Genomic DNA, 18,623 nt, shown 5'->3' with positions numbered 1-18,623 from the left:
TGTTAAGTCACGGGAACCGGTCAACGCGGGGTCACTTACGGCCCATCCCGCCCCCGGCGATGGGCCGTAAATGACCCCGCGTTGCTGTTACAAACGGCGCTGCCGGAGGTTCCGAGCAACAACGAAGGCACCGGTCAGGAGTGCGACGGCGCCCAATCCGGCGGCCAGGGTCTTTACTGGCAACTGTGGCATGGCGGACTTGGGGCTTGCCGGGATTCCTGCATCGCCAGTTTTCGGGGCGGGTGCGGTTTTAGCACCTGCGGTGAACACAGCCGGCTCCACTCCCATCACGATCCGGTCTCCGGGCGTTGCCCTTTGAAGGAGCCGGGTCACCGTGTGCAGGTCGGTGGAAATGCATCCCACGGTGGGCGAATTGCCGGCGTGAAGGAAGATGGCGAATGACGCACCCTGGACCGTGGGCATGTCGGGTTCACGGTTCCAATTGATGACCGCCGCCTGCTCGTAGTCGCCCTGCCGAAGATAGAACCACAGGTTCTCGTCCGCACCGCCATCCTCACCTTCAAAGTACTGGTTGTACGTCGGGCCTGGCTCCCCGCCCCACCGCGAGTCGCGATTAATGGTGTGGTACTTGAGGGCCGTTCCTGGATTTGCCCTGCCAAGCGCCTCCGTGAAGGAGAATGACCCCGACGGCGAGTAGAGAGTGTCCTGCCACATCTTGCCCGGCGGGGCGAAACCGGATCTGCCCGCAAAACCCGTGCTTTGCCACTCCTGGACATACGCTGCTCCAGTGTTGACGCACCCGGTAATGAGGACCTCAATATCGCCATAGGATTTCGCCGTGGCGAACGTCACGCGGTCCGCCTCGTAGGTGGCGTGCCGCACTTCCCCTGCGTTCAATCGCTCACACGGGTTCGTGACAAGCCCCGGTGGAGGCGCGGCCAAGCTCGGAGCTGTCGATAGACCCAGCACCGCTGAAATGGCAATGGGCACTGCCACCAGAAGCCTCATCATTGCTATTGCGAACCTCGCTGAATGTCATCGCCAGTCGACGTGGGCGCTACGTCGCGCGCGAGGTTTACGGGATCAGCTTCCGTACTGCTGCGAGAGGCTGCGGCGGAGTGTATGGGCCCGTCTGCAGCAGAATCTCCTTTGTCGAGCACCCGGCGTCGCGCGCGATCGGCGCCGCTGGACACAAGACGTTCCAGGGGTCCCTGCTTGCCGGCTGTGACGTTCCTCCAGATGATGGCGAAAAGAGCCGCGGCGACCAGCTGGACTGCCAGGCATACCCCGGGCCGGTCCAGGAGGAAGCCGGTGGAAAGGATGATGAGGTGCGCCGAGTACAGGGTCAGCGTCATTCCGCCCATTACGGCCAGCGGCATGAGCGCCGGCGCGGCCTTGTTGCCGAGGATCAGCATGGCGCCGAGAACTGCCGCAGCGATACCGATGGTGTTGAGTAGTTCCAGCGGAGTGGATGAATACGGTGACAGGATGGCAAGCCACCACCACGACGTCGTCGGGAGGCCGGGATCGGGACCCCAGATCTGGACGTCACGAATTCCTTCGGTTCCCAGCCAGGGGGTGGATTCCAGCAGGCGGGTTCTGCCGCCGAAGGGTCCCAGCAGGAGCTCGGACACGAGCCATGCGCCCGCCGCGAGTCCGAGCCCGCCGAGAGCCACTTTGACCTGCAGGGCGTGGGAACGCAGGTCAAGTCTGCCAAGAGCAAGACCGGCGCAGATATAGGCCATCCAGGGGATCGCGGGGTAGGTTCCGGACACGAGCAGCGTGGAGATGGTCGCCGTCGGCTCGGTGACAAGTGAGGCGAATGTTGGATCGAAACCGTCGAGGGTTGGCAAGTCGTCGCGAACCGCCTGCATGATGATGGGCCCGAGTACGGCAAAGACAACGGCAGCGAATGCGAGGGCGCGGGGGCCGAACCCCAACAGCGGAATCGCCATGAGGAACAGCACCCCGTAGTAGGCCAAAATGATTGCCGCCGGCGGGTTCAGAGAGGCGATGAGCAGGCCGATGGAGAGGATAACGACGGCGCGTACGGCCAGGGACGATTTCGCGGCCGTAAGCGCCCGGCCCCTGAGCGGGTTCATCCCTCCGGAGGTGAAGGTCAGCGAAATCCCGGCCAGCAAGGCGAATAGGCCGGCCGATGCCCCTGAAAAGATGGTCCAGGTCAAGGTCGGTTCGAAGTTCTCGTCAACCCCGGGCAGGATGTGGATTGCCATCATGCCGATCAGGGCGATTCCCCTGGCGACGTCGACGCCGATGAGGCGCTGCTTTGTGGTCGATGTCATGGCTGTCCTTTGCTCAAGATTTTTCCGATCCAAACCGTCATGCTGGTTGCGAGGATGAGACCCTCGCTGTCGCCAGGTCCAGCATCAAGACCCTGATTTCTTCATCGGTGAGACCAACCAGCGGCAGCCGTACCGGGCCGCCAGGAAGGCCTCGCGAGGCCAGCGCTGCTTTGACTGAAGCGGCGGCGGGCGCACGGAACATCCCTCGATAGACCGGCAGTAACTCACGGTGGATTTCCAGTGCCTCCGCGACGTGTCCCCGGGTGTAGCAGTCGAGGAGGTCGCGCAATCGGTTGCCCACGACGTGGCCCGCCACGGAAACGAACCCTACGGCGCCGATGGAGAGCAAAGGCAGGTTCAGCGCGTCGTCCCCCGAGTAGTAGGCAAGGTTTGTCCTCTCCATCACCCAGGAGGAGGACTCAAGATCGCCCTTGGCGTCTTTCACCGCAAGGATGCGGGGATGGTTGGCAGCTGCCACGAAAGTATCCGGCTCGATCGCGACCCCCGTCCGCTTCGGGATGTCGTAGAGGATCACCGGAAGCGAGGTGCTGTCGGCAATGGCAATGAAATGTTCCAGGATTCCTCGTTGTGAAGGGCGCGAGTAGTACGGCGCGACCACCAGCAGCCCATCTGCTCCCTGTGATGCGGCAGCGATCGCCATGGAAACGCTGTGGCGGGTGTCACCAGCACCCACCCCGGCAATGACTTTCGTGCCGCTGCCCCTGACCGCTTGCGTCACCTGGTGAACCATCGACATCTTTTCCGAGTCTGATGTGGTTACTGATTCTCCCGTGGTGCCGTTGACTACGATGCCGTCATTCCATCCGGGCTGAGTCAACCACTTCGCAAGTGTTGACGCACCGGCTTTGTCCAGCTCGCCGCCATGGCCGAACGGCGTGACCATCGCGGTGATGACGGATCCAAAGGCACGGTGCGCTGCCGCCGAATTGTTTGTGCCATGGTCGGTGACGGTCAATTTTCTACACTCCCTGGTTCTTGCATGACGGACCGTGGATCAGCGGTTGGCTGTGGAACTGCCTTGTTGTTGTCCACGTGCGCCCTATGCCGCTGGTGGAGACGGGCTTCGTTTGGCGGCCAGTGGCGAATAGGGTTTCCGGCCCAGTGGGTTCGCGTCGGAACGATTTCCGAACGCATCACCAGGGAGGCCGCACCAACAGTGGCGCCCTCCATGACCGTGCTGCCCGGCAGCACAATGCTGTTCGGGCCCAAGGTGGAATCGGCCCCGAGCCGGATCCTGTCCATCCGCATGATGCGATCGTGGAACAAGTGTGTCTGCAGCACTGTTCCGCGGTTCACACTGACCCCGTTCCCCAAGGTGATCAGGTCGAACTCAGGCAGCCACCAGGTCTCGCACCACACACCGCGACCAACTTTGGTCCCCATCAGACGCATCCACCAGTTCAGGACAGGTGTCCCGAGGCTCATCCGGATGAGACCGGGAACCGCCAGCGATTCGGAGAAGACATCGGCGAGCTCATTGCGCCAAATGAAGGAGGTCCAGAGCGGGTACTCAGTGACTTCAAAGCGCCCCACCAAAACCCATTTCGCAGCCAGGGCGACAAGGCAAGCAACGATGGCGCTGGCCAGCAACACCGGCCCGGACCACAGCGCGGTAACGACCAGCCCGGCTTCAAGGTAGATCACGGTGAGCACCCATACGGTCATCAGGGCGAGCCATGCCGTGATGACCGCGGGAAGAATCCGGAACGCTTCGACTGCCCCGCGTGCAACCAGCAGCCGACGTGAGGGGTTGTAGGTCCGGGAAGAATCACCCTGGTCCACCGGCCGGGGAAGTTCTACGGCTGGACGCCCGAACCAGGAAGAGTTCGCCGGCATGTCTTTTGGCGCAGAGGACAGGACCGCCAGCAGCGAGTTGTCGGGAACATTGCGGTCCGGCCCCACGATCGCGGAGTTGCCCACGAAGGATTTTTCTCCAACGCCTGACGTACCGAGGTGAAGCCAGCCGTTGCGGACACGCTTTGAGGAGACCATGGAGTGATCTGCCAGGAACGATCGGTCGGCGAACTGCGTAAGGTGCGGCAGGGTCTCGACGGTCGAGACTTCCACGTGTTTGCCTACCCGGGCGCCAATCATCCGCATCCACACCGGGGTGAACAGGCTGGCGTAGATGGGGTAAGTGGAAATGAGTGATTTCGTCAGCAACGCTTCAGTCAACCAGGTCGCCCACGCGGCACTACCATGCATTGAATGAAAGCCTTGCTTCATGAGAACGCTCAAAGCGCGCACCAGCGCTGCGGTCAAGGTGAGATAGACAATGACGGTGGCTATCAGGAACACCGGGCTCCACGCCGCCAGGGTCCACAGGGCGTTTTTAAGGGAACCGCTGCCATGAATGGCCGTCAGGGCCAGGAATCCGCCCGGGATAACAGACACCAGGGGTAAAAGGGTCAAGCCGAAGAGCGAGATCGGGTAGAGAAGCGAGATCAAAGGTGATGGACGGCGATGACTTGGGCTGGAGGGCCAATCGTTGCCAGCGTCCCCCACGTGCTCCATCTGCGATCCGGCCCAGAGCTGCCCAGCTGGCACCACCCCGGTCACGGAAGTCCCCGGTGCAACCTCAGCGCCGGCTCTGACGTGCGCATCGTTCAATAGCGTGGAGCGCATCCCAACGCGTGCATTCTCATCCACTCGAACGCGGCCCACATGCAGGCGATCACCGTCAAGCCAGTGCCCGGCCAGATCCACTTCATATTCAATCGATGCGCCGGCCCCGAAGGTTGCGAGACCGGAGACGGGAGGCATGGCATCTAGGTGGATGCCTTTGCCAACCTTGCATCCCAGCGCGCGGGCGTACCAGGAGGCCATAGGAGTGCCCATCAGCGGTTCCAGTTTGCAGTAAGTGACAACCCGTTCGACGGCCCACAACCTCAAGTGGGTTGATCCTCCCCGAGGGAAAGTTCCGGGTCGGATCCCGGCGAGCAGGAGACGTGCGGATGCTACTGCGAGTAGAAAACGGAAGGGAAGACTGTAGAGCACAATCCACGCCAGCGCTGTCGGCAGGAGCGGCGGATTCGGAACCCAGGGGCTATCCGTGGCCCGAAAGAGGATGATACAGACAATCATGATGCCGGTGATGTAGCGCAACCCCGTGATGGAGTAGAGAGCAAGGATCACCGGGGCCTGGACCAAACCGATCCATGCCGGAGTGGGGGCAATGTGCCGCTCCGCCGTGACCGAACTGGTGCTCCCCGTCAGATGGCTTGCCAGCTCACCGAGGGTTGGATATGCGTAGATGTCGGCAATGGAGACGTTCGCGTAGCGGACCCGAAGCGATGAGACAAGCTGCGCGGCCGCCAGACTCGCTCCCCCGGCGGCAAAAAAATTGCTCTCCTCGGTAAACGGCAGTGGACCGAGCAGGTCCCTCCATTGCTGAGCCAGCCAGCCCAGTTCACCCGTGAGCTCCCTGACCGGGGTGTCGGAATCGGTCACCAGTGGCCAGGGAAGGGCTTTCCTATCAACCTTCCCCGAGGTCTTCACGGGGAGTTCCGTGACAATGCCAAGAGTGGGAACCAGTTGCGCGGGCAGCTTCTCGGCAAGGAGTGCCCGGCATTGTCCAAGATCGATGATCGAGCCGTTTGCCGGCACCAAATACCCTGCGAGGACTTTGTTGCCACTGGGGCTCATCTGGATGGCTCCGGCGGCTGCTGCCACTCCCGGCAGTTCCGCGAGGGCCTGGTCAATTTCACCCATCTCGACTCGACGGCCGGCCAGCTTGACCTGTTCATCCGCCCTTCCGACGAACACCAGCCCGGCCGGATCCGCGAGCACGATGTCGCCGCTGCGGTAGGCCCGCGGCCACCCGAGTGAAGGCAGCGGGGCATACTTTTCGGCGTCCTTCGCCGTGTCCAGGTAACGGCCGAGCCCTACGCCGCCGATAACCAGCTCGCCCTCCTCCCCCCACACAACCGGTTTTCCGTCCGCATCGACGACGGCGAGGGCATACCCGCACAACGGAAGCCCAATCCTCACGGGCGGCGTGCCATCGACCAGCGCGCCGCAGGCAATAACCGTTGCTTCGGTGGGGCCGTACGTGTTCCAGACTTCGCGTGATGGGCCGGCCAGCCTGGCGACAAGGTCGGCAGGGCACGCCTCGCCACCAAAGATGAGCAGCCGAACCTTGTCCAATGCCTCGCTCGGCCATAAGGCTGCGAGAGTTGGGACCGTCGACACGACCGTGATATTTCGACGTGCCAGCCAGGGACCGAGATCAGCGCCGGAACGGACCACGTCCCGGGGAGCGGGAACTAGGCACGCCCCGTTCCGCCAGGCTAACCACATTTCCTCGCACGAGGCATCGAATGCGACTGACAATCCGGCCAGCACGCGGTCACCGGGCCCGAGCGGGTTGCTGACACAGTACAGTTCCGTTTCGGCATCGACCAAGGCGGCTGCCGAGCGGTGCGTGATGGCCACACCTTTCGGCTTGCCGGTGGAACCTGAGGTAAAGATGATCCACGCATCGTCTTCACAGTGCGCTTCCGGGCTATGTCCCAGGGTGCGCACACCGCCAATGAGAGTGAGTTCAAGGTGCTGGCCGATCACGGCGCATACACCTGCCTCAGACCAAACCGTCTCGGCCCGGTCTTCCGGTTCGTCGGCGTCAACGGGAACATAGGCACCGCCCGCAGTGAGTACCCCGAGGATTGCAATATAGAGATCCACAGAACCTGACGGAACACGAACGCCAACACGGTCTCCTGCGCCGATATTCGCGCTCCACAATCGTCGGGATAGGTCCGCGATCCGCTCGCCCAGGGCTTCATAGGTCAACAACACCGTGCCGTCATCCAACGCCGGAGCAGCAGGGTACCTCGCAATGGTTTCCTGGATGATGTCGACAAGGGTCCGCGCCGCCGGAGCTTCGGTAACCGGAAAAATTGCTGCATCCGAAGCTTTGTTCGGCTGGCCGCGCAGAAGGCTGGGCGCAGCGGGAACCGCCATCGGTTCAAATGACGTTGCATGGTCGAAGGGCCGCACCGCAGCACTGTCGTGATTGCGGCCGCCAACCACTGGTTTTGCCGGCACTAAGCCGCGATGGGCTGTTCCTGAACTGTGGGTGAAGTCCAATCACGCTCTCCTTAGAACTGGTGAATCAAACTGGTTTCTACAGGACGCAGTCAGAGGCACAGCGGAGGTCAACATGGTCTGCCTGAAGCTTTGGTCCTCGGTAGATCCCAGGCGGCACAATGCCAGCGACGCCCACTAGCGGGACGGCAGGCCTCGGATTGATACGCGCGTGCGGAAAACACCCCCCCAGGGTCATCGGCTATTGCTCCGTGCCCTTCGAACTATATGGACAGCGCTAGTGCCGCCCCCGAGTAGTCGCTACCCCTATTTATCTTCAGGACTACCCACCGGGGGTCTCACCGGACAAGTACAGGGGAGCAAAGCAATCCTCACGGCACGGATCCGCGCCGCTGGCGGATCCGTGCCGTGAGGCCTGGCCATGTGCCCGTCGCACATGGCATTTTCACGGTCCGCGACGTCGGCGCGTCGCGGACGTGGGACCGGCACTTGTGCCGTTTCGGTCATGGTGTGGCGTAGCAGGACACGCCTGCGGCCGCCACGGCGGAACACCGGGTCTCCGCTGATAATTTAGTCCGTCACCGCGCGTAGGCGGGTCCTGGCCGGCCGACGTCGACCTGCCTCACCGGCCGGAGCCGCACGCCTGGCAGCCAGCGGCGGCCGACGCACCAGGCACCGCCTCAACCATGGGAGCGTCCAGCGGACTCAGCCGCGAATGTTTGACAATGTTCCCACCGGCAGTACCGAGGGCTTCCTACGCAGAGTCACTGGCTCCGCCACCCATCGCATGAGACCGCCATCTTTCCTTCACCTCGTCGGAGAGATCCTCCCAAGGCGGCGCCGCCGGCATCCAAAGGCCTGCCAGCAATTTGAGGCGCTCCTCATACAATGCCTTCCCGAGGTCTTCAAGGTCAGCCATCATTGCGAACCCGGGCTGGTGTTTGAGGCGGAAAACCAGTCGCCCGTCCTGTGGCTGACTGCATGCTCCTCCATTGACAACTGACTTTCTTACTGGTCACAAACTGATGCCGCTCCCATCAGCTCTACGGGCCTATCCAACGATCTTATGCCCATTGCACGTGTGAGGAACCACGGCACTGTTACAGGTGGAAGAAGTCTGAATTGCCGCGGTATCGCTTCCGCAGCTTTGCATCAGCACGGGTCCGTGACGCTCGGGGAAGCCTTACGTCGAAGCTAACGGCATGAGGCTTTTTCTGGCCGGATTCACGCCAAACCTGAACCACACCTGAATAGGCAAGGCCCATTTAGCCGATCCGTGTATTCCCTCCGGGTAGCCGGCGCACTCAATGCGAGTACTACCTAACACCGGGGCGAATTCCTCGCGAACCATTCAGGTAGTGCCTACTCGGGTCTTCTGATAGGTCTCTCGCCTTTACTGGAAGAGCAAGTCCAGGGTCTCCAGAAGGTCTCAAAATGCCACGCTACATGCCGGGGGGCAAAGGCGCTGCGCCACATAAGCGCTGGTCAATGCCCATAAGTGCGCTCGCAGCCGCTCATGGCTGCGACGGCCGCCGGGATGCGCCCTGCCGGAGCTGCCACGGACTCGCGCAAGAAATGGCACACCTACCGTCCCCAAGGCCTGGCCCGTTTATGCGGCCGGATCTGATGATCCAACAATTTAGCCCGGCGCAGCATTAGTGGCTGCCGGAACTTCAACGAAGGAATTGGATTTCTCATGGTCTCGATTTATGTTTTGCTCATTGTTTTCCTGATGACTTTCCTGGTCGCCGCCGCGCTTGGGCGGTCCTGGTTCCACCGACGGCTGCGCCGCCCGGAGCTGCTCCGCAAGATTTCCCTCATTGTCGGGGGCACGCTGCTTGCGGCAAACCTGGCCTGCTTTATCCTTCAGTCGCCGGAGTTCTGGCGGACCGCCGACTTCACTGCGACCCTTGGAGCCCTCGCGGCGCTGGGTGTGGCCATGACGGCCTTGCGCACCGGCGGAGTGCCGGCCCGGCAGCCGCGCCGGGTGCTCGCCATCGGCGCCCATCCCGACGATCTCGAACTGGCCTGCGGCGGAACCCTGGCCAAGTTCGTGGACTCCGGACACGAGGTGCAGGGACTCGTCATGAGCGACGGCAAGCGCGGCGGCGACGCCCTGGAACGCTCGCTTGATGCACAGCGCGGCGCGGCCTTTATGGGCCTTACCGGGATGACCCACCACAACTTCACGGACACCGAGCTGAACCGGCACGGCCAGGACATGGTCGGCGTCATCGAGGCCGCGATCGCACGGTACAACCCGGACATCATCCTCACGCACTCCAACCATGACCAGCACCAGGATCACCAGGCCGTCCACATGGCCACCCTGCGGGCTGCCCGCCAGCACCACTCGATCCTCTGCTACGAAAGCCAGTCGGCCACCCGGGAGTTCAATCCGAGTGTGTTCGTGGACATCGACGACTATGTGGACGCCAAGGTCCAGGTGGTCAAGATGCACAGCGACCAGCTCGCCAAGCCCTACATGACGGCCGAGCGGTTCCGCGGCATCGCTTCCTTCCGCGGCGGACAGGCCCGGCGCAGGGTCGCCGAAGCCTACGAACCCGTCCGTCTCCTGAGCACGGAAATGGAAAAGCTGTGAAGCCCCGTGTCCTGGTCACCGGCGCCGGCGGCCCCGCCGGACGGGCCATCGCCTCCCAGCTGAAGGCGCACGGCATTCCCGTCCTGGGCACGGATATCCGTGAGCTTCCGGCCGGGTCGGGCATCACCGTTGTGCCTGTCCCGCCGGCCTCGGACCCGGAGATGGTCTCGGCCCTCCGCCGACTCGTGGTCCAGGAGGGAATCAACCTGCTCATCCCGACTGTGAGCGAGGAACTGCCGCAGCTGGCGGCATTCCGAGCCGCGTTCGGAGCCGACGTCCGTGTCATTATCGGCGACCCCGGGCCGGTGGCCCTCGCCAACGACAAGCTCTTCACGGCCTGGCAGCTGCACTCCGCCGGGGTCGCGGTGCCGCGCTTCGGAGTGCCCAGGGACTTCGCCGACGCCGACGCCGCCATGGCTGCCCTCGGCGGCCCCGTCGTCGTCAAGCCCCGGGTCTCCCGCGGCGGGCGCGGCGTGCTCGTCGTCGACGGCAGCGGGGAGGTCGACTGGCATCACCTGCCGGAAGGCCAGATCGTCCAGGAGTTCATCCCGGGCACCGAGTACGGGCCGATGGTGTTCGGCACGCCGGCGCACAACGGTGCCGCCCCGTTCGTCGTCGTCGTCGAGAAGACCGAGCTGGCCCAGGGCAACGTGGGCAATGCCCTGAGCACCCGCCGGGCCCAGGCCGGTGAGGCCATCGACGTCGGTAATGTGGCGATGGCCGCCGTCCGTGCGCTGGGCCTCACCGGCCCGGTCGACGTCGACGTCCGACGCCGTGCCGACGGGACCCCGGTGATCCTGGAAGTGAACGCCCGGTTCGGCGCGAACAGCCAGCGGGCCCCCGAACTGCTCGACGCCGTCCTGGCGTCGTTTGCCCTTCCATCCTTCAACCCGGCGTCCTTCCGGCAATGCACGGGAGCGTACGCCAATGTCCTGGTTTGATGCAGCCGTTGCCTCATCCATCCCGGGGCCGAGTTCCTGCTGCTTATTATTGGCCTGCCGATCCTGGTGTTCGGGCTTGTGAAGCTGCTGGTGCTGCCGCTGTCGGTCTGGTTTGAACTCCGGGCCGCCCGACGGCGCCGCCGCGGGGCGCCAACCCTGCTGGATGAATGGCCCAGTGTGTCGATCATCGTTCCGGCTTTCAACGAGGCGACGGTCATCGAGAACTGCGTCCGCTCCATCCAGCTCACGCGGTACGACCGGTACGAGGTGATCCTCGTGGACGACGGTTCCACGGACAACACAGCCGGGCTGATGGCCAGCCTCGCCGCGACGGATCTCCGGATCACGGTCCTGACTCAGGCCAACGCCGGCAAGGGAGCTGCCCTGAACCTGGGTATCCGCAAAGCCACCGGCGACGTCCTCATGTTTGTCGACGCCGACGGGATCTTCGCCCGGGGCACCGTCAAAGGGATGCTTCAAGGCTTCGCGGACAAACGGACCGGGGCCGTCTGCGGCGATGACCGGCCGGTGAACCTGAACCGGGTCCAGACCCGGATGCTGGCCTTCATCAGCCACGTCGGCACCGGAATGGTGCGGCGTGCCCTGACCATGATCGGCTGCCTGCCCATCGTCTCCGGGAACATCGGCGCGTTCCCCCGCACCATCCTCGAGGAGATCGGACCGTTCCGCGAGGACACAGTGGGCGAGGACCTGGAGCTGACCTGGCGGGTGCACAAGGCAGGCTACCGGGTGGTCTTCGCACCGAGGGCGCTGGTCTATGCGGAGTCGCCGTCGACCCTCCGCGCCCTCTGGCGCCAGCGCGTCCGCTGGGCCCGCGGGCTGTTGCAGACCATGGGCGTCCACCGTCGCATGATCGGCAACCTCCGGCACGGCCGGTTCGGCGCGTACCTGCTGTTCAACACCATCACCATGGTGGTGCTTCCGGTGCTCCAGATCATCCTCCTCCTGGATCTGGTCCTCCTGGGCGTGGTGGGCCGAAGCCCGCTCGGCGGTGACGCCTGGGCCGTCCTCGGCTGGCTGGGGCTGGTCGTCACACTAGCGCTCACGGTGTTTGCCAAGGCCATGAACAGGGCGTGGAAAGACCTGCGCCATGTCTGGGCGCTCCCGCTTATCCCGCTCTATTCCGTGTTCACGAGCCTGACCATGGTGGCCGCGCTGGTCCAGGAAGTACGCGGCAAGGAAGCGGACTGGAACAAGCTCACGCGGACCGGGGTGGTCAGCGTCACCGCACCCGCGCCGCGCACGGCGGTCCGCGTTTGAGGCGCGGACTGGCTTTCCTGACGTTGCTGTCCGTGCTGTCCGTGCTGGCGCTCGCGGCGGCGGGATGCGGGGGCCCCCGGGGGGCGTCTGCGCCGGCCGCGGAGCGCACGGTCGGCGTCGGCTACGAAACCGTGGTCGACGCCGCCTCCACGCTGCCGGCCCTGGCCCGGCGTCTCGACGAGGTGAACGCCAACGGCGTCACCATCAGTGTCGGGCGGCTGGACTGGACGGCCTTCCCGTGGGACGCCCACCCAGAGATCGAGGCCGTGCCAGGCCGGGACCACGTCGCCGAAGCGGTCAAGGCCCTTGGCACCGGCGCTAACGGCGAGAAGCGCAGGATCACCCTGACCATCGATCTGCTGGTTCCGGGCTGGATCAGCGCCAACCCCGGCCTCGCAGGCATCAACTTCGACGGCACCCGCTCGAGGGATTTCGCCAGTGTTACCGCCCTCACGACGGGACCCGTCGGGGAGCGGCTCGTGGAGTTCGTGGCCGAGGTGACGCAGCGCTACCGGCCCGACGCGGTGGCCCTGACGGAACTGATGTTCGACAACAACACTTATGGCGGCGATGACCGCGATGCCTACAGGCTGGCCAGCGGCGCCGCGGACTGGCCACGGCTGGCGAACGGGGACATCGACGTCGAACACGCCAGCATCGGGTCATGGCGGTCCAAGGCGGTGGCCTCCCTGGTGGGCAGGGCATCGGCGGCGGCGCACGCCAACGGTGCCACGCTGGACATGGACGTCAGGGCGCCGTGGCACGATCCGGCCGGCGACCGGCCGGGGAGCGGGCATGACTATGCGCTGCTCGCCTCGGCCGCGGACCGGCTCGTGGTGTGGAACTACTTCGGGCTCAACGACACCGCGCCGTACTACTCCGCCGATCTGGCGACGGCCATGGCCAAGCGGTCAGACAAGTTCGTTATCTCGGTCGGGATGTGGGCGAAGGAGGGCAGTATCTCCGCCTCGGAGCTGGCGAGCGGGCTGGAGGCGTCCGTCTCCGGCGGGGCGACCGCCGTCGCCGTCACCCCGTCCAGCATGCTCGACGACGATGACTGGCGCGCGCTCAAGAAGGCCTGGGCCTAAAACGGCCACAGCGAAGCAACGCGGGGTCATCTAGCGCCCATCCCGGGCCGTGGGATGGGCCGTAAGTGACCCCGCGTTGGGGTAGGGCGGGTTATTCGATGGTGGCGTAGAGCACGTTGAGCTCGGCCGTGAGCTGCTGGCGCAGCTCCGGGGTGCCGATTTCCTTGCCGTCGATGTGGTTGACGGGCGCCAGCAGCCGGATGCTGGAAATTAGCCAGACGGCGTCGGCGTCGTACAGGTCTTTGGGCTCCAGCGGGCCGTAGCCCAGCTCCCAGCCGGCGGCCTTGGCGGCTGTGAAGAGGGCGCCCTGCGAGGTGCCGGGCAGGATCCCGCTGTCCAGCTGGGGCGTGATGAGGCGCCGGACGGTGCGGACACCGCCGGCGCCGTCGCCGGACGTTTCCAGGTGGGCGAGCAGCACTGTCGACGTCGGGCCCTCCAGGACCCGGCCGTCCGCGGAGACGAAGATGACGTCTTCGGCGCCCTGATGCCTGGCGTAGCGCAGCGCGGCCATGTTGACGGCGTAGGAGAGGGTCTTGGCGCCCATCAGCAGCCAGGGGGCGCGCTCGCCGACCTCGCTGTCGTAGCCGCGGTCCAGCAGGATGACGTCGATGCCGGTCTCGCGCTGGCGGCGTCCGGCGGCCCCGGGGGCCGAGGCCTGGACCCAGCAGTTCGGCGTATTTGCGCCCTCGACGCCGCGGGTCACGAGGAGCTTCACCACCAGCTCGTCCGTGCCGTCGTCTTCACCCGGCGCGGCGGAGGAATGCCGGCCCCGGTACTCGCTGACCGCCGTCCCGATCGCCCGCCGCCAGGCGTCCTGGGCAGGAATGTCCAGCTCCAACAGCCTGGCGGATCCGGCGAGTCGGCTCAGGTGCGCCTGGAGCTTGCGGGGCTTCCCTCCGACGGCAAGGAGGGATTCGAAGACGCCGTCGCCGCGCGTGGCGCCCTGGTCCGTGGCCATCAGCTGAGGTATCGAGGCGTCGGCAACTCGGCCGGTTTCGAACGCGGGATCCAGAAAAACCAGAACCGTGACGGGGCCGGGACTTGAGGCGGGAGAAGTCATGGTTTCAGCTTAGTGCGGCAGGCCTCGGATAGGATTTGCAGGTTGCCCGATTCGGAACTCTTCCGCGGGGCCTGGGACTTGAGGGGTTCGCCTGTGCTGTGGCCATTTTCGCTGATGGAGACGCTCCCGTCCTGGGCGATCCTCATCCTGACCCTGATCGACCTTGCCATCCGGGTGCTGGCACTCGGCATCATCCCCGGAAACCGCCGGCCCACCACCGCGATGGCGTGGCTGCTGATCATCTTCTTCGTCCCTGCCGTAGGCCTGGTGCTGTTCCTCCTCTTCGGCAACTTCCGGCTGTCGCGGAAGCGCAGGGCGCAGCAGGACGCCGTGAACAAGCGGGTCCGCGCCGGCACCTCCGAGCTGGCGGACCTCGAAAGCCGGTACAGCGGTCCGGAATGGGTGGCGTCCGCCGCGGAGCTGAACAAGACCCTGGGCTCGCTGCCCATGGTGGACGGCAACAGCGTGGAGCTGCTGCCCGGCTACCCGGATTCTGTTAAGGCGATGGCCGCGGCTGTCCGCGGGGCCGAGTCCTTCGTCAACGCGGAGTTCTACATCCTGAGCTCGGACCATGTCACGGACGAGCTGTTGACCGCGATGGAGGAGGCCGCCGCGCGCGGCGTCGAAGTCCGTCTCCTGTTTGACCACCTCGGCACCCTGCGGATCAAGGGCTACCGCAAACTGATTGCCCGGCTGAAGGCCGGCAAGATCCGCTGGCGGCCCATGCTGCCGCTCCGGCCCGTGCACGGGCAGTGGCGCCGGCCGGACCTGCGCAACCACCGCAAGATCATGGTGATCGACGGCGAGATTGCCTTCACCGGCTCGCAGAACCTGATCGAACCGTCCTACAACAACCCGCGGCACCGCAAGGCGGGCCGCGAGTGGGTGGAGCTGATGGCCTGCCTGCGCGGCCCGATCGTCACCACGCTCAACGTCGTCTTCGCCACCGACTGGCTCAGTGAAACGGACGAGTCGCTCGAGGACCAGCTCGCGCACCGGCCCGAACTCGACGCCGGAGCCATCACGGCGCAGGTGGTACCCAGCGGCCCTGGCTTCATCACCGAAAACAACCTGCGGCTCTTTAATACCCTGATCTACTCGGCGCAGCACAAGGTCTCGATCTGCAGCCCCTATTTCGTCCCGGATGACTCCTTGCTCTACGCGGTAACGACGGCGGCGCAACGCGGCGTCGACGTCGAACTGTTCGTCTCGGAAAAAGGCGACCAGTTCCTGGTCCACCACGCCCAGCAGTCCTACTACGAGGCCCTGCTCGAGGCCGGGGTGCGGATCTACCGGTACAAGGCCCCGTTTGTGCTGCACGCCAAGCACTTCACCATCGATAACGAGGTCGCAGTACTCGGCTCCAGCAACATGGACATGCGATCCTTCTCGCTGAACCTTGAGGTCTCGGTGATGCTCCTGGGTGAGGACATCGTGCAGCGGATCCGGGCCGTGGAGGACAGCTACCGGGACATCTCGCACGAACTCGTCCTCGATGACTGGATGAAGCGTCCGATGCTGGTCAAGTATGTGGATAACGTCGCACGGCTGACCGCGACCCTGCAGTAGCGTCAGCCGGGCGGGAACCGGGTGCCGAGCGCGGAGAGGACGCCGAAGGCCTTGGTCCGGATCTCCTCGTATTCCTCCTGCGGCACGGAATCGGCCGTGATCGCCCCGCCGACGCCGAGGCTCAGTTCGGCCCCGCCGCCGGCCTGCTCCGTGACCACCAGGGTCCGGATCGCGACGGCGAGGTCGGTGGCGCCGTTGAGCGAGAAGTAGCCGATCGCGCCCGAATAGACGCCGCGGGGTGCAGCTTCGAGCCGGTCCAGGATGGCCATGGTGCTGACCTTGGGGGCGCCTGTCATGGACCCGGCGGGGAAGCAGGCCGCGACGGCCTCGGCGCGCGGCGTGCCGGGTTTGAGCCGCGCATCGATGGTGCTGACCATCTGGTGGACGGTGGCGTAGCTTTCGATCGCGCACAGCCGGCTGACGGACACGGAGCCGGGCACGGCGAAATGGCTCAGGTCGTTGCGTAGCAGGTCCACGATCATGATGTTCTCGGCCCGGTCCTTGGGCGATGATTCGAGGTCCCGCCGCAGCAGCCCATCCCGCGCGGGGTCGGCGTCCCGGCCGCGGGTTCCCTTGATCGGCTCGGCCCGCATCCCGCCGTCGGCCGCGATCCGCAGGAAACGCTCCGGCGAGGTGCTGGCCACTGTCAGGTCCCCGAAGCGCAGATAGCTGGCAAACGGGGCGGGATTCCTCCGGCGCAGCGCCAGATAGGCCCGCCAGGGGTCCAGTTCCCCCGGATTCACGGGTGCCGTCAGGGCGGTGGTGAGGCAGACCTCATAGCTGTTGCCCTCCGCGATCTCATGCTGGGCCGCGGCGATCTTGGACTTGTACGAGGCTTCCGAGTCGCGCGCGGCGAAATCCGGACCGGCGGAATGTACGACGGCGGCAGGTTCGACGGCGCCGCGTCCGCCGGCAGGCACCGCGGACGCCACCGCCACGGCCTCCGCCACCGCGGCCCGGGCAGTCTCCAGCCAGTCCCCGGCGCCGGCGGTATCCAGCACCAGCAGCCACACCGTTCGTTCGCGGTGGTCCAGCACAACGGCGCGGCCGGCGAATATCAGGCTGGCATCGGGTGTGCCCGCGGTGACGTCGCTGCCGCCGGTCTCGCGCTTGAGCTCATAGCCGAGGTAACCAAGCCAGCCCAGGGTGAACCCGCAAGGGTAGCCGTCGGGCGCGCGGAGGGCCCGGCGGCCCCAGACGCTGTCCAGCCAGCGGAAGAACGCTCCCTCAGTTGTTACCGAGGAATTTCCGACGCTCACGGAAGTCCGGCCGGAACTGTGCCGGACCGCCTGGCCGAAAGGGCCGGCGTCGTCCGCCAGGATGCTGAAGCGGCTGCGTTCCGCGGCTTCCGGCGCGGGGCCCCCGGGCGATGCCCCCGCAGGGTCCAGGGACGAGTCGAGCCACACCGCGTTCCGTGAGCGGGCGAAGAGCAGCTCGAAGAGCCGGGCGGCGTCGGGGGCGGCGTCGATCCGTTCGGCCCAAAGCCGGAGGCCGCGGCGGGCTGCGAGCTCGGGCAGCAGTGCCGGGGCCACGGCGGGCAGGTACTGGAGGGCCTGCAGCACCTCCTCCGGGGCAGCGCCGTCCGCGGTGTTGAGCACGCGCACATCGGCGTGGGCGGGAACGTCATCCGCGGCCAGCCACTCCTGCTCCTGGGCCGCCCACTGCTCCCAGAAGGGAGCGTAGCTGTCGCCGTCGCGGGCCAGGGCCCTGGTGCGGCGGTCCTGCTCGGGCGCATCGGCCCAGATCACCGCGTCCACGTAGGGCCTGGCGGCTTCGGCGGCGGCGCCGACGCCTTCGACCAGGACGATCTCGGCCGGCCGGGTGGTGCGGGTTTCGCCGTCGTAGTGGGCGTTCCAGTCCCAGCTGACCCACTCGGCTGACTCGCCGCGGCGGAGCGGGGCCAGGACCGTGGAGACATAGCGTTCAATGCCGGCGGCGAGTCCGTTCCAGCCGGGGTAAATGTCCTCCAGATGGAACAGCGAGACCTTGTGGTGCTCGCGGAGCCGTGCCGCCAGTTCGATCGCGAGGGTGGTCTTGCCTGCGCCCGAGCGTCCGTCAATGGCGATGATGACGGGTGCAGGACTCATGAAATAGAGCGTACCCGCTGCTGTGCATTGGGTTGATCACTGCCGGGATGTTGCCCGTCCGGCCGTTGCCGGCGGGCGAGCTCCGCCCGGACATACTCCACGATTCCCGGGACCGCGGCGCGGATCAGGCTCCAGGTGATGTCGAAGTCCGTGTGTCCGCCGTACCAGGGGTCCTCGATGCCCTGGTCCAGGGGGTCGCCGCCCGCGACCGCAGGGTCGAAGCTGCGCAGCATCCTGATCTTGCCGATGGACTCGCTGTCCGGTGCCGCCTGCCGCAGCCAGCCGTAGTGGTCCACATCCAGCGCGAGGATCAGCTCGCGCGTCCGGAACCATTCGGTGCGCCACTCCCGCGCCACATGGCGCTCGGAGGAGATGTTGTGGGCCGAGAGATTGCGGGCGGCCCGGGGATCGATCGGCCGGCCCACCTCATAGGCCGTGGTTCCGGCCGAATCCACCACGGCGCCGGTGAGCCGCCCGGCCGCGAAGGCCTCGGCCAGCATCAGCTCTGCCATCGGCGAGCGGCAGATATTTCCGGTGCAGACCGCGATGATCCGGTACTGGCTCGACACTGAGGACATAGTGCAAGCATGAATGACGCGGCCTCCTCTTGGCTAGCACCCCCGGTCCAGGTATTACAAAACGCGTCAATCGACTGGGATGCGTT

The 18,623-nt window shown here is 65.5% G+C and carries 12 protein-coding genes; 5 read left to right on the top strand and 7 right to left on the bottom strand.

From position 1 onward, the window contains the following. Positions 1-87 precede the first annotated feature (87 nt). The 4 genes from ACZYZE_RS11010 to ACZYZE_RS10995 form a co-directional block, all read right to left on the bottom strand. Positions 88-858 carry a hypothetical protein gene (locus ACZYZE_RS11010; RefSeq protein ID WP_463907661.1) on the bottom strand — a complete coding sequence of 257 codons (771 nt, stop codon included), beginning with the start codon at positions 856-858 and terminating at the stop codon, positions 88-90. 116 nt (positions 859-974) lie between these two features. Next, positions 975-2,264, bottom strand: a complete 1,290-nt coding sequence (locus ACZYZE_RS11005) for a heparan-alpha-glucosaminide N-acetyltransferase domain-containing protein (protein ID WP_463907659.1) — start codon at positions 2,262-2,264, stop codon at positions 975-977. A 37-nt stretch (positions 2,265-2,301) separates the two neighbouring features. Then, positions 2,302-3,240, bottom strand: coding sequence for a 4-hydroxy-tetrahydrodipicolinate synthase (gene dapA, locus ACZYZE_RS11000; RefSeq protein ID WP_459319413.1), 939 nt, complete (start codon positions 3,238-3,240; stop codon positions 2,302-2,304). Further along, entirely contained in the window at positions 3,237-7,373 is a 4,137-nt protein-coding gene (locus ACZYZE_RS10995) for a Pls/PosA family non-ribosomal peptide synthetase (RefSeq protein WP_463907657.1), read from the bottom strand. The genes dapA and ACZYZE_RS10995 overlap by 4 nt, the downstream gene beginning before the upstream one ends. 1,654 nt (positions 7,374-9,027) lie before the next feature. Between ACZYZE_RS10995 and ACZYZE_RS10990 the strand changes: the two genes are divergently transcribed. The 4 genes from ACZYZE_RS10990 to ACZYZE_RS10975 all read left to right on the top strand — a co-directional run bounded on the left by ACZYZE_RS10990 (position 9,028) and on the right by ACZYZE_RS10975 (position 13,243). Next, entirely contained in the window at positions 9,028-9,933 is a 906-nt protein-coding gene (locus tag ACZYZE_RS10990; RefSeq protein WP_463907655.1) for a PIG-L deacetylase family protein, read from the top strand. After that, positions 9,930-10,874 carry an ATP-grasp domain-containing protein gene (locus ACZYZE_RS10985; protein ID WP_463907653.1) on the top strand — a complete coding sequence of 315 codons (945 nt, stop codon included), beginning with the start codon at positions 9,930-9,932 and terminating at the stop codon, positions 10,872-10,874. The genes ACZYZE_RS10990 and ACZYZE_RS10985 overlap by 4 nt, the downstream gene beginning before the upstream one ends. A gap of 66 nt (positions 10,875-10,940) precedes the next feature. Beyond that, positions 10,941-12,155 (top strand): glycosyltransferase family 2 protein, encoded by a 1,215-nt coding sequence (locus tag ACZYZE_RS10980; RefSeq protein WP_463907651.1) that lies wholly within the window; start codon positions 10,941-10,943, stop codon positions 12,153-12,155. After that, positions 12,152-13,243, top strand: coding sequence for a hypothetical protein (locus ACZYZE_RS10975; RefSeq protein ID WP_463907649.1), 1,092 nt, complete (start codon positions 12,152-12,154; stop codon positions 13,241-13,243). Before ACZYZE_RS10980 ends, ACZYZE_RS10975 begins: the two co-directional genes overlap by 4 nt. A 91-nt stretch (positions 13,244-13,334) precedes the next feature. Here the strand turns inward: ACZYZE_RS10975 and ACZYZE_RS10970 are convergent, their stop codons facing one another. Continuing rightward, the gene (locus ACZYZE_RS10970) at positions 13,335-14,303 is read right to left on the bottom strand and encodes an aminodeoxychorismate lyase (protein WP_463907647.1); all 969 of its coding nucleotides are present in this window, start codon (positions 14,301-14,303) and stop codon (positions 13,335-13,337) included. Between the two features lie 114 nt (positions 14,304-14,417). On the opposite strand from ACZYZE_RS10970, the gene cls reads away from it, so the two are divergent. Continuing rightward, on the top strand, positions 14,418-15,872 hold the full coding sequence (gene cls, locus ACZYZE_RS10965) for a cardiolipin synthase (protein ID WP_463907743.1): 1,455 nt from the start codon (positions 14,418-14,420) through the stop codon (positions 15,870-15,872). Between the two features lie 2 nt (positions 15,873-15,874). Here the strand turns inward: cls and pabB are convergent, their stop codons facing one another. Together pabB and ACZYZE_RS10955 are read right to left on the bottom strand one after the other, a co-directional pair. Beyond that, positions 15,875-17,959 (bottom strand): aminodeoxychorismate synthase component I, encoded by a 2,085-nt coding sequence (gene pabB, locus ACZYZE_RS10960; RefSeq protein WP_463907645.1) that lies wholly within the window; start codon positions 17,957-17,959, stop codon positions 15,875-15,877. After that, positions 17,956-18,537 carry a low molecular weight protein-tyrosine-phosphatase gene (locus ACZYZE_RS10955; protein ID WP_463907644.1) on the bottom strand — a complete coding sequence of 194 codons (582 nt, stop codon included), beginning with the start codon at positions 18,535-18,537 and terminating at the stop codon, positions 17,956-17,958. Before ACZYZE_RS10955 ends, pabB begins: the two co-directional genes overlap by 4 nt. Positions 18,538-18,623 lie beyond the last annotated feature (86 nt).

The organism is Pseudarthrobacter woesei, from assembly GCF_055412745.1.
The sequence above is the reverse complement of the archived record's forward strand: the minus strand, read 5'-3'. Positions and strand labels throughout refer to the sequence as shown.

Excerpts from the sequence above, each read along its gene's own strand:
- ACZYZE_RS10955 (WP_463907644.1), bottom strand. The coding sequence starts at position 18,537 with ATGTCCTCAGTGTCGAGCCAGTACCGGATCATCGCGGTCTGCACCGGA.
- cls (WP_463907743.1), top strand. The coding sequence starts at position 14,418 with ATGGAGACGCTCCCGTCCTGGGCGATCCTCATCCTGACCCTGATCGAC.
- ACZYZE_RS10990 (WP_463907655.1), top strand. The coding sequence starts at position 9,028 with ATGGTCTCGATTTATGTTTTGCTCATTGTTTTCCTGATGACTTTCCTG.
- pabB (WP_463907645.1), bottom strand. The coding sequence starts at position 17,959 with ATGAGTCCTGCACCCGTCATCATCGCCATTGACGGACGCTCGGGCGCA.
- ACZYZE_RS11005 (WP_463907659.1), bottom strand. The coding sequence starts at position 2,264 with ATGACATCGACCACAAAGCAGCGCCTCATCGGCGTCGACGTCGCCAGG.
- ACZYZE_RS10970 (WP_463907647.1), bottom strand. The coding sequence starts at position 14,303 with ATGACTTCTCCCGCCTCAAGTCCCGGCCCCGTCACGGTTCTGGTTTTT.